Source organism: Mesorhizobium sp. M0761 (genome assembly GCF_040320205.1).
Taxonomy (GTDB): Bacteria; Pseudomonadota; Alphaproteobacteria; order Rhizobiales; family Rhizobiaceae; genus Mesorhizobium.
In genome coordinates, this window is the sequence record NZ_JAMYPF010000002.1 from 321115 (window position 1) to 335867 (window position 14753).

Genomic DNA, 14753 nt, shown 5'->3' on the forward strand with positions numbered 1-14753 from the left:
ATCCTTTCGAAATTTATCTCGCACCAAATGTGGTGGTTCAGCAGCCCTTCTTCAAGCAGAACTTGTGTCACGCTCCCGTGAGTCGGGCAAGGGCGTCATCCATCGCTTGCACCGGCAGTTCGATAAGCCTCGGTGCCTCGGTGAACAGCAGTGCTGCCGTCACCGCGCGGCCGGGGTAAAGCGGCTGGAGCAGCGCGCGGTAGAGCGCCAGCTGCAGGATATAGGCCGGCGGCACCTGGGCCAGGCCTGCGGGCGCCGGCCGGTTGGTCTTGTAGTCGACGATCGATACGCGCCCGGGCGTCACCGCCAGCCGGTCGATCTTGCCGGAGATCGAGCGCAGCCTGCCCTTGACCTCAAGGCTGCCCATCACAGCAACTTCGGCGCGGGACGACGGCGAAAACAGCCCGGCAAAACGCGAATCTCTGAGGATCGCCATCACCGAAGCCAGCGCCTTGTTGCGCTCGGCCTCCGGCCAGTCGGCGCCGGCTCGAATGAGATACTGCGCCGCCGCGCCTTGCCGTTCGTCTTCGGCAAAACCGGGCAGCATCTGCAGCAGCTTGTGCAGCGCCAGCCCGCGCATCACCGCAAAGCCCGGCTCCGCCTCGCTGTCCAGCACCGGCGAGCGGGTATCGACAACAGCTTCCTTGGCCTCGTCGATCAGCGCCGACGCGCCGGAAGGCGACAGCGGGCGCGGCAGCTCCTCATAAGGCGGCAAGGGCCGGAACAAGCCCACCGGCAGCGGCGGCACCTGTTGCGGCAGCCGCGACTCGTCGGCTGCCGCTTGCGCCACCGGCGGAAGCTTGGTCATGACGAAACGGTGCACCGGCTCGCTGCTGGCGGGGTGGCGGCGCTCCGTGCTTTCCGGCGCGGCAAGCAGCGCGCGGCTGACAATCGAATGCCAGGTGCCGGTGCTGGGCTGACGCTTGCCGTGATAGCCGCAGACGATCAGCCGGTCCTCGGCGCGCGTCATGCCGACATAGAGCAGCCGCCGGTATTCGTCGTCGGCAAGCTCCCGCGCCCTGGCCGAGGCCGCCTTGGAGAAGCCGTTGGCGACATCGGCGGCCGAGCGCCAGAGATAGCCCTTGCCGTCGAAATTGCGGCCCGAAGCGTCGAACGGCATGAGCCGCGGCAGATGCTGGTCGCTGAACGGCGCCGAACCGCCATCGACCAGGAAGACAACAGGCGCTTCCAGGCCCTTGGCAGCATGCACGGTCATGACGCGGACCTCGTCGCGCGTCTGGTCCATCTCGCGCTTGATCTCCGGGCCGGTGTTTTCCAGCGTCGCCAGGAAAGCCTCCAGCCCCGGCAAGCCGGTGCGTTCTTCGGCCAGACAGAAACTCAGGAACTCGTCGAGAATATCGCCGGCTTCCGGTCCAAGCCGGGCGATCATCTTCTTGCGCAGGCCGTCGCGCGCCAGCACCCCGGCGTAGAATTCGAACACCGGCCGGAACGCCGCCTCGTTGGCCCAGCCGTCGAGCCGGGCAACGACATCGGTCAGCGCGGTGTTGTCGCCAGCATGCTGGCGTAATGAGGCGATCAGCGATGTTCCGGCTGGCCGTCCGGCGCCAAGCGTAAAAAGCGTCTCCTCCGACACGTCGAAAACCGGGCTGCGCAGCACGGCGGCGAGCGACAGGTCATCCTGCGGCTGGATGAGGAAATGGCCGAGTGCGATCAGGTCCTTGACCGCGATGTGGCCGGGCAGGCTCAGCCGGTCGGCGCCGGCGACGGGAATATCGCGGTCCTTCAGCGCGCGCGACAGCGCATGGACGAAGCGGTCGCGCTTGCGCACCAGCACAAGAATGTCGCCGGCCCTCAGCCTGCGTCCCTTGCCCTCGATGATCTCGCGGTCCTTGAGCCAGGTCTGGATGGTCGCAGCCACGTGCTCGGCCACCCGCACAGCCGGCGCGCTGGCATGATTGACCGGCAACGTCCAGTCGTCGGGCTCCTCGACGGCGTCAGCGCCGAGCGACGGCCAGACCTCGACATAGCCAGGCGCGTCGTTGCGGATCGCCTTGTGGTCGAGCGGATCGGGGTCATGGCTGATGCCGCGCCGCACGCCCGGATCGGCAAAGACGCGGTCGACGGCGGCAAGCACGTCGTCGGTCGACCGGAACGACCAGGTCAGTTTCAGGTCGGCAAACGAAGCATTGGCGGCGTTCACGCGTCCGGAAAACAAGAGCCGGCTGTCGGCGAAGGAATCCGGCGCGGCACCCTGAAAGGAATAGATCGACTGCTTTTCGTCGCCGACGGCGAACACCGTGCGATTGGTCGTGCCGCGCTGGCCGTGGCCGGCAAAGAACTCCTCCGCCAGCCGCTTCACCACCTCCCATTGGTCGGGGCTGGTGTCCTGCGCCTCGTCCAGCAGGATGTGGTCGATACCCTGGTCGAGCTTGTACTGCACCCAGGGGCCGGCATCGGGCCGCGCCAGAAGGTTGACGGTGCGGGTGATGAGGTCGTTGAAGTCGAGGAAGCCGCGGCCGCGTTTCAGCCGCTCGTACCGCACGATCAGCCAGTCGGCGATGGTCAGCGCCGCGACCGTGCCTTCCAGCATCCGGAACAGCGCCAGCCGGTCGGAGACCTCTGTTATCGCCTCGACGGCCGCCACATAGCGCTCGGGAAGGTCGGGCAGCCGGCCGAGCAGCGCCTTCTTGAACAACTTTGAGGGATCATAGGGGTCGCCATCGGCCTTGAGAAAGGCTTTGCCGAGCATCTGCAGCCGGCGGGTCGGGTCCGTCTCGGCAAAGGCCAAGCGGGCATAGGGCAAGAGATTGTTGAGCACGGTGCGGGCGTCGGCGGCCTCGGCGGCACTGGCGAACACTGCAAAGAAGTCCAGCAGGAAACCCGGCAGCGGCCATACCGATGCCGCTATGTCTTCGGCGTTCTGCCCGGGGCGGAAATGGAATTCGTCGAACAGGGCCCGAAAGCCGGCGCCGTCGCGCCGGACCGCATCGATGAAGCCGCGTAAGCCGTCGCGCTTGCGAACGATTTCGGCGAGCAGCGCATCGAGCCCGTGTTCTCCGCCGCGCTCCAGCACGGTGGCAAAGGCCTCGGCCAGTCCGGTGTCTCCGGCTGACGTGCCCGAAATCATGTCCCGGCGGGCGCCAGCAAACAGCGAGGCCTCCATCTGCGGATCGAGCATTTCGAAATGCGCCGGGATGTTGGCCTCCAGCGGAAACTGGTGCAGCACCGATTCGCAGAAGGCGTGGATGGTCTGGATCTTCAGCCCGCCCGGCGTTTCCAGCGCTTCGGCAAACAGCCGGCGCGCCCGCCGCATCGTGTCGCGGTCGGGCCGGCGGCCGTCCACCGCCTCAATCTTTGTGGCAAGCTCGGCATCGCCGAGCGCCGTCCATTCCGACAGGGTCGAGAACACGCGGTTCGACATGTTGGCGGCGGCCGCCCGCGTATAGGTCAGGCACAGGATCTTCGACGGATCGGTGCCGTTGAGCAGCAGCCGGATGACGCGCTGGGCCAGCACATGCGTCTTGCCCGAGCCGGCATTGGCGGACACCCAGGCCGAGTTCTTCGGGTCGGAGGCGCGCGCCTGGCTGGCGGCGGTTTCGCTGGGGATGGGATAGGCTTTTTTCATGCCTCCCCCGCCTCGTCATCGCTGTCGCCGCCGGCCGACCATTCGAGCACGCGCGCCAGATGGTCGTAATCGCCATCGCTCTCGCCCTCGCGAAAAGGCAGCGCCCGCGACAGATAGCCGGTCGTCGGATCGGCATAGTGGACCAGCAGCTTTTCCAACCGCGCCCAAGCCTCCTCGGCGAGGTCTTCGGCGGTCCGAGGCTGGCGGTTGTAGTCGAGGATGGATTCCTCGAACACTTCGCCATTCGGCTTCAGCCGCACGAATGCGAGCTGGGAGGGCTCGCGCGCGCCAAGCCCCTTGAAGGCGCCGCGCCGGAGCAGCGCCCCTTCGAGCGCCAGCTGTGGCGCCAGCAGCGTGTGGGCCTGCGCCTTGGACGGGGACGAGCCGGTCTTGTAATCGAGAATGTCGGCCATGCCACCGGCCAAAAGGTCGAGGCGGTCGGCATAGCCGGACAGCGTCACGCCGGTGCGGCCGACAGCGGTCTTTTCGGCGCGCTCCTCGGCATGCCGCCGGGCGACGGCGGGAGCGCGGCCGCGCTCCCATTCGATGATGTTGGCGGCAAGCTTTTCGAAGCGCGGCCACCACACAGCCTCGACGTCGGCGGGCAGGGCGATCTCGGCAAAGCAGGTCCGGCCGGCAGCGATGAGGCGTTCCAGAGCTTCGGGCGCGCGGGGATCCGCCACCTCTGTCGAGAACAGATGCAGGATGTCATGAAACAGCGTGCCGCGCTCGGCCGCGCCGGGGTCGCGGATCACCGGCTCGAGCGGCAGAAGGCTCAGAATACGCTTGGCATAGACCGCATAGGGGTCGCGGCGCAGCGTCTCGATCTCGGTCACCGAGAAGTGGGTGGGCCGCATGCTCAGCGGCGGTTTCGGCTGCGGTCGCGGCGCGAAATGCTGCCGCTCGCCGGCATCGAGCGCGCGCGCCCAGGCAAGCAATTCGTCGCCGCGTCCGCGCAGTGCGGCTGCAGGATCCTTGCCGATGAAGGTGAGGATGCGCTGCAACCAGCGCGACGGCACCGCCGGTGCGTCGCCGGCGCGGGCGGAGCGCGTCAGCACCACCTTTTTCGCCCCCATCGCCATCTGGAAGTCGTGGGCGGCAAGGCCGATGCGCCGCTCCGGCGGCTCGAGGTCGATGCCGGTCTTCATCAACCGCGACATGAAGCGATCGCTTTCCGGCTTGCGTGGCCACACGCCTTCGTTCAGCCCGCCAATGACAAGCGTGTCGACGCTCTGCAGCCGTGCCTCCAGCGCGCCCCATATCGCGATGTTGCGGTCTGTGCCTTGCCCCGGCTTGACCGTTTCCGGTGCTACCAGCGCGTCCATCACATCAGGCCATTCGTCGGCCGGGAAGTCGAACGATGCAGACGCGGCGACCACACCGCGCAGCAGCTCGGCGAGTTTCTCGCCGGCGTCGCCGGCATAAAATTCAGCCAGGCTGCCCTCCGCCGTGCGGCCGAGATTTTCCAGCGCGGCGACGCTCGCTCTGGTCAACGCGACGAGATCGGCGTTCTCTTTACCGCGAAAGGCGGTCAGCGGCGCCAGTGCCGTCACAAGCCGGCTCAGCATATCGCGGGCATCGTCGATGCCGCGCCCGCTCAGGCGCGAAAACCAGAAGGGCTGGCGCTTGTCCCCGCTCAGCCCGGCGAGACGCTCCTCGAACAGTGCTGGCAAAGAGGCGATGTCGGGGCGTCCGGTGCCGCCGCGCAGCGCCACGAGTTCGATGAGCTCGGCGGCATGGCGCACGCCGGTGCGCTCAAGTCCGAGCCCGAGCAGCGGATGCTTGAGCAGCGACAAAAGGCCGACGGGATCGCCGGGCCGGAATACCGCTTGAAGTGTGAGCCGCAGCAGGCTGGCGGCAGGCGTGTTGGCGAGCGGCGTGCCGCCGGAATCGTCGGCGATCACGCCGAAGCGCAACAGCTCGGCCGAGACGCGCCGCGCCAGCCAGCGGTCGCCGGTAACGAGCGCTGCCCTTAGTCCCGGCTGTTCCACGGCGGTTTTCAGCGCGATGGCGATCGCCGCCGCCTCGTCGCGTTCGCTGGCGGCTTCGATCAGCGTCACGTCGGCGAAGGCCTCGGCGATGTCTACGGCGTTGAAGCATATGCGGGTCTCGGCCCATAATTCCGTGGTCTCGGCCGGCCGCAGCGCCTCGCCGACAAGGGCCGCGCGGAGCGCCAGTGCGGGCTCGGCGGAGACCACTTCCTCGACATCGCCACGCAGCACGCCAATCTTGCCGATCAGCTTGGCCATGCCGTATTGCGGGTGGCCAAGCAGTGCCGGCCGCGCACCGGGCGCCCCAATCGCGGCAAAAGACGGTTCGTCCAGCATCCCATCGAGCCCGGGCAGCACCACGGCGCCGTTGGGCAGGCTGGCGACCGTGGCAAGCAGTTCGGCCGTGGCGGGAATAGAGCCCGTCGAGCCGGCGGCGATCACCGGGCCTTTGGGCGGGTTGCGTTCCAGCCGCTTCGCCTCGCGCCGGATCAGCGCATTGCGGTGCGCGGCCGGGTTGGAGCGGTCGCGCTCCTCCAGCAATTTCGGCCAGGCCTCGGTGACGATACGGAGGAAATCGAGCGTCACAAGCCACCATCCGGCAAGATTGCCGGTGACCAGATCGGCAAGCCTGGTCCAGTCCGTGCCTTCGGTTTCGATCTCGTCCATCAGCCGGGCGAGGTCGCGCGCCAGCCAGATCGCATCGGCGGCGGAGGCCGGCACGACGATCTCTTCGTTGAACATATCAAGGACATGCGCCGGCAAGGTGCGCTTCCAGGCCCGCACCAGCGGCGCCAGTAGCAGCAGGCGTTCGATGGCTGCGATCGGCGGCGCCATTTCAAGCTCGGTCGGCGTGCCGGCGTCGAAGGCGGCTTCGTCCTCGTCGAACTCTCCGAGCGGGCGGATGACCGGCAGGATCGCCGAACGGCGGCTCCCCCCCGGTCCCGAAAGCGCGTCGACAAAAGCGCCGCGCAGCGCACGGGCCGCGCGCCGTGTCGGCACATAGATGGTGACATCAGCCAGCGCCAGCGGATCGCCGTCGAACCGGAAGCCGGGCACCAGCCGTCCGGCCAGCAAGGCCTCGGCCAGAGTCGGCAGGAATGGCGCTCCGGGCGGGATCGAAAGAACGCGGCGCGCGCCGCTCATACCACCTTCGCGAGAGCTTCGGCGGCGGCCGCTTCCGCCTGCGGAATGGCGTCGGGAGTGCCGACGGTGATCCAGCTTCCGCGCATCTGCATGCCGAACAGACGGCCAGAGGCGATTGCCTTGTCGAAATAGGTGTTGAGCGAATGCGCCCCGGCCGGCGCATCCCTGAAGATGGCGGGATTGACGATTGCCGCTCCGGCATAGATCAACCCGGCCGGATCGCCTTTCGAGCGCCGCAGGCCGCCATCCGGCGCCATCAGGAAATCCGTGCCGACACCGTGTCCGGTGGCCGAGTCGAGATCGGTAAGCATCAGCAGAATATCCATTTTCGCGCCGTCCCATGCAAGGGCAAGGCGCTCGAGGCTGGGCTGGCCGCTGTCGATCCAGAACGTATCGGCGTTGATGATGTAGAAGGGGTCGCTGCCCAGCAGCGGCAATGCCTTGACGATGCCACCCGCCGAATTCAGCAGTGCGTCGCGCTCGTCGGAAATGACGATCTTTGGCGCCCGCCTGTGGGCGATATGGGCGACGATCTGGTCCGGCAGATAGTGCACGTTGACGATGGCTTTCTCGACGCCGGCCGCTTCGAGACTGTCCAGCCCCCAGTCGAGCAAGGTCCTGCCGGCGATCCGCACCAGCGGCTTCGGCATGGTGTCGGTGATCGGCCGCATGCGCTTGCCAAGACCCGCCGCCAGCACCATCGCTGTGGTCAAGGTCACGGGAGCCGTTCCTCCAGCAGGCCATGTGCCATGTAAAACTCCTTCAGCTGAGCCAGCGCCGGGTGCGCCAGCGCCCGCCTGAGATAATCGCGGATGCGCGGCAGGTGTCGGAGATAATAGGGCTTGCCGTCGCGCTTTTCGAGCCGCACGAAAATGCCGAGGATCTTCGAATTGCGCTGCGCCGCCATGATCGCATAGGCCGCGCGGAAGGCGTCCTCATCGAAGCCGCCGGCGGCGTGGCGCGCAGCGACATAGGCGTCCACGGTCCGCTGCTCGATATCGGGCGAAACGGTGACGCGGGCATCCATGGCCAGCGACGCAACGTCATAGGCCGCCGGACCCATCAGCGCGTCCTGGACGTCGACGATGCCGAGGCGGTCGTGGCCTTTGCGGTCACCGCGCCAGATGATGTTGGGCGAATGGAAGTCGCGCAGCATCAGCGTGTATTCCTGTGTGTCCAGCCGATCGAGAACCGCGTTCCATTCCCTGTGATAGCCGGCGCGTAAAGCCTCGCTTGCCGGGCTGCCGGTCACCATCGGCACATACCAATCGACCAAGAGATCGGCTTCGATCAGCATGGCGTCGCGATCGAAGGGCGGCACCTCGTGGAAGACGCCCGGCACGGCCTCCATGCGCTGCAGCCAGGTCTTGCCATGCATCATGGCCAGCAATTCGGCTGCTGCCGTGTAGCGCTCGGCCGCCGGCTCACCATTGCCGTCGAGAAAACCTTCCGAGCCCAGATGCTCCAGCAGCAGAAACCCTTGCTCGAGATCCTCGGCATGGATTTTTGGGACACTGACACCTTGCGCCAGCAGCGCCTTGTCGATGGCGACGAAGGCGGTGACCGACTGCGCGGTGTGGGCGATCACGGCATAGGGCTTGCCGTCGCGCACCGGCGGCCCCAGCACCAGCCGCGGCGAATTCATCAGCACGCGCGGCGCAAGGCCGGCGCGCGAGACGATCTCATAGGAGCGCGCCGAGGCGTCGCCGACGAAATGGCGCCGCGCGGCGTCGCCCCAACCGGCCGTTTTGAGGAAATCGCGCATCGCCAGCGATCGGGCCACGCGTTCGAAGGCAACGCCTTGGCCCGATAGTTTCGCCAGGCGGCCTTCGCCCTGATGGACGAGTTCGATCCAGATCGACGTCCTGGGCAGAGCGGCCTCCGCCCGTTCCGGCCACTCGACAAGGGCAGCGCCCTGCAGCAGCGCCTCGTCGAAACCCAGCTCGTCCATCTCGCCGGCCGAGGACAGGCGATAGAGATCGAAATGGTGCACGGGGATGCGCGTGTCGTAGCTTTGCACCAAGGTGAAGGTAGGGCTCGGCACATCGAGGCCGGCATCATCGGCCAGCGCCCTGATCAGGGCCCGCGCCAGCGTCGACTTGCCGGCGCCGAGATCGCCCTTGAGCGCCAGCACGTCGCCCGGCCGCAGCGCCATGGCCAGGTCCTCGCCGAGCCTTGCGGTCGCAGCCTCGTCGGCGAGAAAACGCTCCAGCACAACAACGGTCATCGAGCGCGCTACTCGGCCGCGGCGCGGATGCCCGACGGTGCATCGGGGAAGGTGCAGATGACGGTGGTGCCTTTGTCCTTGCCGGTCTCGATGCGCACGCTGCCGCCGTGCAGCTCGACAAAGCTCTTGACGATCGACAGGCCTAAGCCCGCACCGCGCCGGCGCCCGCCATTGGTGCGCGGCTCGAAGCGGCGGAACACCGAATCGAGCAGGTCCGGCGGCATGCCGGGGCCGTTGTCATGGACGGAGAATTCCACACCTTGCTCCAAATGCCGGCAGGCAAGCGTGATAGTGCTCGCCTCCGGCGCGTAATTGGCGGCGTTGCTGAGCAGATTGTAGAGGATCTGGCGAACCCGGGTCTCGTCGCCGTGAAAACTCTTCGGCGCCGCAGCGGCGTCGATCCGGAGCTTGATCGAATGCTCTTGCAGCCGGTCGGCGACCAGTTCGGCCGCGGCCTCGATGGTGCGCTCGACGCTTACTTCCGAAATGTCGAGCTGCATGATGCCGGCGTCGACGGTGGCGAGGTCGAGTATGTCGTTGACGATGGTGAGCAGCACCGAGGATGACGAGCCGACATGCTCGACATATTCGCGCTGCTTTGGGCTGAGCGGCCCGGTCGCCGGCAGCGACAGAAGCTCGGTGAAGCCGATGATGTTGGTCAGCGGCGAGCGCAGCTCGTAGGAGACATGCTGCACGAACTCGTTCTTCAGCTGGTCGGATTTCTGCAGCGCTTCGTTCTTGTCCTTCAGCGCGCGCTCGACATTGACGCTGTCGGTGACGTCCACAAAGGTCATCATCACCTGGCCGTTGGGCAGCGGGATGACGGCGTAGCTGAGCACTGTGCCGTTCTTCAGTTCGGTCTGGCCATGGCGGTCGCGGCGCTCGTCGTCGAAACCGGTGATGGCGGCGACGAACCCGCCCCACGGGCTGTCGACGGCGCGCTGGTCGCTGAGATCGCGGATCGCCGAGACATGGACGTTGGGCTTGATCACATCCTGGCTCAGTCCCCACAGCGCGACAAAGGCCGGGTTCGACAGGCGCAGCCGCCCATCGGGACCGAACACCGCGACGCCTTCGGCCAGATTGTCGAGCGTTTCGCCCTGGACCCGCACCGCCGTCTGGTAGCGGCTTTCCAGGTCCATCTTCTCGGTCAGGTTCTCGAACACCCAGGTCACGCCGCCCTTCGGCTGCGGGTTGGCCACCACGCGGATGGTCTTGCCGTCGGGCAGATGCCACCAATGCTCTTGCGATTCCACCGCGCGGTAGGCACCAAGCAGGCCTTCTTTCCAGCGCCGCCATTCCGGCTGCTCGGCGATCTTGCCTTCGCTGCGCAGCCGGTCGAGCAGCAGCGCATTGTCGGGCGCGCTGTGCAGGAAGCCCGGGTCCAGCCCCCACAGTTTCTGGAACGCCTGGTTGAAGAAGCGCAACTTCTCGTTGGCATCGAAGATCGCCACCGCCGTGTTGAGCTGGTCGAGCGTGTCGGCATGGCTGCGCACCGTGCGCTCATATTCGCCGCGAATGGTTTCGATGGCGCTGGTGTCGCAGGCAAGGCCGGCCGAGCCGTCGGCACCGGCGAAGTCGGTGACGGCGAACACGCGGCGGTCGCCCTCGATCACTGTCGACAGCGTTTGTTCGAAGATTGGGCGCGATTTGTGCTGCGCGGCGATCTGTTCGCGCGCCTGGGCGCCGAGGAATTCCTTGGCTTCGCGCACCGCGGTCTCGGCGTTCGGTGCCTCAACCGCTCCGGCATAGGCACGGTTGACCCATTTCAGCCGCCCGTCGGTGGCGCGCAGCCAGGCCGGCATCGGCAAGGCGTCGAGCAGGCCGATCATGGTCTCGTAGTCGGCGGCCAGCCGCTGGTTCTCGATCTTCAGCCTGGCTTGGCTCCTCTGAGTTTCCGACAGCGAGACGAAGCGCACCAGCACATGCGCGGCGCTCTTGCGGCCATGCACTTCAAGCGGCGCCCCGGCCTGCGATTCGATCACGAGATCAAAGGGTTTCGCTTTCTCGCGCAGACCAGCGACGGCATTTTCGAGCGCCGCCGCCGAGCGCGGCATCAGCCAGCGGCCGAAGGCGAGGAAGGCTGCACGGTCGTCCGGCGCACCGCTTTCCAGCGGCAGCGTGCCGATCAGCTCCGGCTTCTTGTTCTCCGACGCCCAGACGATGACGCGCTGGTCACGCAGATTGAGCAGCGCCTCGGAGCGCTGCAGCGCCGCATTGATGTCGGCAATGCGGGCTCTGAGTTCGACATTCTGCGCCGAGGTGCGGGCTCTTTCGCGGATCAGGAAGATGGCCGAGACCAGTGCCGCGCCCATGACCCCGACGAACATGGCGAGCTGGATGACTTCGACCGCGCTGACCGACAGTCCGGCCTTCTGCGCAATGGCCGGCTCGGCATGGGCGGCAAACGAGGTGAGCGGGCCGGCAAGAGCTGAGGTGGCAAGAAAGCCGGCGGTGCGGGCGCCAACGCGCCTCTTCAGGCCACCGCCTGTCGTGACGGAGCCATTGCTATCGGAATCGTCATGGCCGCCGGAAACGGCCGATCCCGCGCGAGGCGGGTTTTCCCCCGGCATGCCTTGGTCCTCTTCGCCGCCTGAATGCAAGACCGCCTAGATCAGGATCACGTTTGATGGAAACGCCCTTCTGACCTAACTCTCTCTTGAAGAGCATGATCTTTTCCGAAAACCGCTTCCCACTTTTCGCTGACGCGGTCCTTCGGTTCGAATCATGCTCTCGATGCGTTAGCCGGCCCTCGTCCCCGGCCCACGAATCAGCACAATAGCGCGTGCTGGAATCGGCGTGAAGAATCATCCGCGCAAAAAAGAAGCCGGGCGAAAAGTCAATCGCCCGGCTTCAATATCTAGTGGTAAACGCTGCTTTTGTTAATAGCGGTAGTGTTCCGGCTTGAACGGACCCTGCGGGGTCACGCCGATATAGGCGGCCTGTTCGCCGGACAGTTCGGTTAGGCGGGCTCCAAGCTTGCCGAGATGCAGACGCGCCACCTTCTCGTCGAGGTGCTTGGGCAGCACATAGACCTGGTTCTGGTACTGGCCGGGCTTGGTGTAGAGCTCGATCTGCGCCAGCACCTGATTGGTGAACGAAGCCGACATCACGAAGCTCGGATGACCGGTCGCGTTGCCGAGGTTGAGCAGGCGCCCCTCGGACAGCAGGATCATCCGCTTGCCGTCCGGGAAGGTTATCATGTCGACCTGCGGTTTGACGTTGGTCCATTGCAGGTTGCGCAGCGACGCGACCTGGATCTCATTGTCGAAGTGGCCAATATTGCCGACGATCACCATGTCCTTCATCGAGCGCATGTGGTCGAGGGTGACGACATCCTTGTTGCCGGTGGTGGTGATGACGATGTCGGCGGTCGGTGCGGCATCTTCCAGCGTGACGACTTCAAAGCCGTCCATCGCCGCCTGCAGCGCGCAGATCGGATCGACTTCGGTGACCTTGACGCGGGCGCCGGCGCCCTTGAGCGAAGCCGACGAGCCCTTGCCGACGTCGCCATAGCCGCAGACGACCGCAACCTTGCCGGCCATCATGGTGTCGGTGCCGCGGCGGATGCCGTCGACCAGCGATTCCTTGCAGCCATATTTGTTGTCGAACTTCGACTTGGTGACCGAGTCGTTGACGTTGATCGCCGGGAAGGGCAGCAGGCCCTTCTTCTGCAGCTGGTAGAGCCGGTTGACGCCCGTCGTCGTCTCTTCGGTGACGCCGCGGATGGCTTCCTTCTGCTTGGTGAAAAAGCCGGGCGACGCCTTCAGGCGCTTCTTGACCTGGGCGTAGAAGTATTCCTCTTCCTCGCTCTGCGGGTTGGACAGCACGTCCTCGCCGGCCTCGGCGCGGGCGCCGATCAGTATGTACATGGTGGCGTCGCCGCCATCGTCGAGGATCATGTTGGAGAGGCCGCCATCGGCCCACTGGAAGATCCTGTCGGTGTAGTCCCAATACTCCTCGAGCGACTCGCCCTTGACGGCGAACACCGGGATGCCGGCCTCGGCGATGGCTGCGGCCGCATGGTCCTGGGTCGAGAAGATGTTGCACGAGGCCCAGCGGATATCGGCGCCAAGCGCCTTCAGCGTCTCGATCAGCACCGCAGTCTGGATGGTCATGTGCAGCGAGCCGGTGATGCGCGCACCTTTCAACGGCTTCTTGTCGCCGAATTCCTCGCGGCAGGCCATCAGGCCCGGCATTTCGGTTTCGGCGATATCGAGTTCCTTGCGGCCCCAGCCGGCAAGCGAGATGTCGGCGACCACATAGTCCTTGCTACCTGTCATGGCAGTGCTCCGGTGTGATTTGTCTTCAGAATGCGCCTGCGCCACACGGCGCGTCGAAGGGCGCGGAATGCCGGACTGACTAGCAGATCGCCGCCAAGACGACAATGGGATATAAAGAAATCTTTATGCGCGTATGTGTTTTACGGGGATGCATGCCGCCCAAAAGTATCCCGCGGTTTTGGGACAACGGCGTTCAAAGCAAAAACTTCAGCACTCTTCGCCGAAGCGCGAGGCGACCAGCTGCTCCAGCGCGTCCATCGCCGCTGCGGCTTCAGCGCCGCTGGCGGTGACGCGGATCGAATAACCGGGGCTCGCCGCCAGCATCATCAGCCCCATGATCGAGGTGCCGCCGACCTTGAGACCATCCTTCTCGACATGGACGGTGGCGTCGAAGCCGCTGGCGACCTGGACGAACTTCGCCGAGGCGCGCGCATGCAGGCCGCGCTGGTTGACGATCGGGAACTCGCGCACGATCTCACCGGGCGACAGCGCGTTCATTTGCTGCTCAGCAGCTGACTTGCGACGTTGATGTATTTGCGCCCCGCGGCCTGCGCCTCGTCGAGCGCGGTCGCCATGTTGTCGCCCTTGCGGATCGACGACAGCTTGATCAGCATCGGCAGGTTCATGCCGGCGATGACCTCGGTGCGACCGGATTCCATCACCGAAATGGCGAGGTTGGAAGGCGTGCCGCCGAACATATCGGTCAGAACGATGACGCCGGTCCCGGTGTCGACGCGGCCGACGGCGTCGACGATATCGCGCCGACGCTGCTCCATATCGTCATCGGCGCCGATTGCCACGGTTTCGAAATTGTCTTGTGGCCCCACGACATGTTCCACGGCATGGCGGAACTCGGCGGCCAGTTGACCGTGCGTTACAAGCACGAGTCCGATCATTCTATGGTGGCTCCCGTCATCGCCGCTTCACAGGCGCTTTTTATGCTCGCCGGCCATCCCAGGCGGCGGGAGCGCTATCTTGTCGACGCGCGGCGCGTTGACAAGCCCAAAATTGCGTCGGCCATGGCCAATTTGACGCATTGCAGCAAAAAACCGGCGGCGGATCATACGAAAGGCGCAATCGCCAGCCGCGCCATTACCGCCGGCAAAGCCGCAGTGACGTTGCGCTGAACGAGGTCGATGCGCGGCACCACACAGCCGGCAATGGTCGCGCTCGACTCTTCCTGGAAACGCTCCACAGCGTTTGCGGCAACCAACTGGATCGTAAGGTCGATGACCCCCACAGGTTGGAACAAAAGCGGCTTCGGACCAAGTCCGGGCACCTCTGTGAGGCCGGCGATGCTGGCGGGCGCATGGCAGACCAGCCGCCCGAAACGCGCCGCGACAAACAGCTGGTCGTCGCCGATCAGCCGCGCAAACAGCCCGAGCCGGCTGAAATGGTCGATGAGCGCCAGCGCCAGCGTTGTCTTGCCCGAGCCGGACGGCCCGGTGATCAGGACGCCCCGCTCGCCAATCAGGATTGCGGTGGCATGGATGTTCTCGGGTTTCGCGGTGGGATCGGGCATG

9 protein-coding genes are annotated in these 14753 nt (G+C 65.8%); all 9 read right to left on the reverse strand.

Annotated features, from left to right (window positions below; all coding sequences use genetic code 11):
• Nucleotides 1-67: 67 nt before the first annotated feature.
• The 9 genes from addA to NKI32_RS04540 all read right to left on the reverse strand — a co-directional run bounded on the left by addA (nt 68) and on the right by NKI32_RS04540 (nt 14752).
• On the reverse strand, nt 68-3586 hold the full coding sequence (addA, locus tag NKI32_RS04500; RefSeq protein WP_353002051.1) for a double-strand break repair helicase AddA: 3519 nt from the start codon (nt 3584-3586) through the stop codon (nt 68-70).
• Complete coding sequence (gene addB / locus NKI32_RS04505) at nt 3583-6720, reverse strand: double-strand break repair protein AddB (RefSeq protein WP_353002053.1); 3138 nt, start codon at nt 6718-6720, stop codon at nt 3583-3585. Before addB ends, addA begins: the two co-directional genes overlap by 4 nt.
• Nucleotides 6717-7421 (reverse strand): nucleotidyltransferase family protein, encoded by a 705-nt coding sequence (locus NKI32_RS04510; RefSeq protein ID WP_031197320.1) that lies wholly within the window; start codon nt 7419-7421, stop codon nt 6717-6719. The genes addB and NKI32_RS04510 overlap by 4 nt, the downstream gene beginning before the upstream one ends.
• A gap of 14 nt (nt 7422-7435) precedes the next feature.
• Entirely contained in the window at nt 7436-8947 is a 1512-nt protein-coding gene (gene tsaE, locus NKI32_RS04515) for a tRNA (adenosine(37)-N6)-threonylcarbamoyltransferase complex ATPase subunit type 1 TsaE (protein ID WP_023681400.1), read from the reverse strand.
• Between the two features lie 8 nt (nt 8948-8955).
• Entirely contained in the window at nt 8956-11520 is a 2565-nt protein-coding gene (locus NKI32_RS04520; protein WP_353002055.1) for a sensor histidine kinase, read from the reverse strand.
• Nucleotides 11521-11829: 309 nt separating this feature from the next.
• A complete protein-coding gene (gene ahcY, locus NKI32_RS04525) occupies nt 11830-13230 on the reverse strand; it encodes an adenosylhomocysteinase (RefSeq protein WP_353002057.1) in 1401 nt (466 codons plus the stop codon).
• Nucleotides 13231-13437: 207 nt separating this feature from the next.
• Nucleotides 13438-13728, reverse strand: coding sequence for an HPr family phosphocarrier protein (locus NKI32_RS04530; protein ID WP_023672303.1), 291 nt, complete (start codon nt 13726-13728; stop codon nt 13438-13440).
• A complete protein-coding gene (locus NKI32_RS04535; RefSeq protein ID WP_023672304.1) occupies nt 13725-14126 on the reverse strand; it encodes a PTS sugar transporter subunit IIA in 402 nt (133 codons plus the stop codon). Before NKI32_RS04535 ends, NKI32_RS04530 begins: the two co-directional genes overlap by 4 nt.
• A 164-nt stretch (nt 14127-14290) precedes the next feature.
• Nucleotides 14291-14752, reverse strand: a complete 462-nt coding sequence (locus tag NKI32_RS04540; RefSeq protein ID WP_023710429.1) for an HPr kinase/phosphorylase — start codon at nt 14750-14752, stop codon at nt 14291-14293.
• Between the last annotated feature and the right edge of the window lies 1 nt (nt 14753).

Bases quoted from the DNA above. Each gene is read 5' to 3' on its own strand.
- addA (WP_353002051.1), bottom strand. From the start codon at position 3,586: ATGAAAAAAGCCTATCCCATCCCCAGCGAAACCGCCGCCAGCCAGGCG.
- addB (WP_353002053.1), bottom strand. From the start codon at position 6,720: ATGAGCGGCGCGCGCCGCGTTCTTTCGATCCCGCCCGGAGCGCCATTC.
- NKI32_RS04510 (WP_031197320.1), bottom strand. From the start codon at position 7,421: ATGGTGCTGGCGGCGGGTCTTGGCAAGCGCATGCGGCCGATCACCGAC.
- tsaE (WP_023681400.1), bottom strand. From the start codon at position 8,947: ATGACCGTTGTTGTGCTGGAGCGTTTTCTCGCCGACGAGGCTGCGACC.
- NKI32_RS04520 (WP_353002055.1), bottom strand. From the start codon at position 11,520: ATGCCGGGGGAAAACCCGCCTCGCGCGGGATCGGCCGTTTCCGGCGGC.
- ahcY (WP_353002057.1), bottom strand. From the start codon at position 13,230: ATGACAGGTAGCAAGGACTATGTGGTCGCCGACATCTCGCTTGCCGGC.
- NKI32_RS04530 (WP_023672303.1), bottom strand. From the start codon at position 13,728: ATGAACGCGCTGTCGCCCGGTGAGATCGTGCGCGAGTTCCCGATCGTC.
- NKI32_RS04535 (WP_023672304.1), bottom strand. From the start codon at position 14,126: ATGATCGGACTCGTGCTTGTAACGCACGGTCAACTGGCCGCCGAGTTC.
- NKI32_RS04540 (WP_023710429.1), bottom strand. From the start codon at position 14,752: ATGCCCGATCCCACCGCGAAACCCGAGAACATCCATGCCACCGCAATC.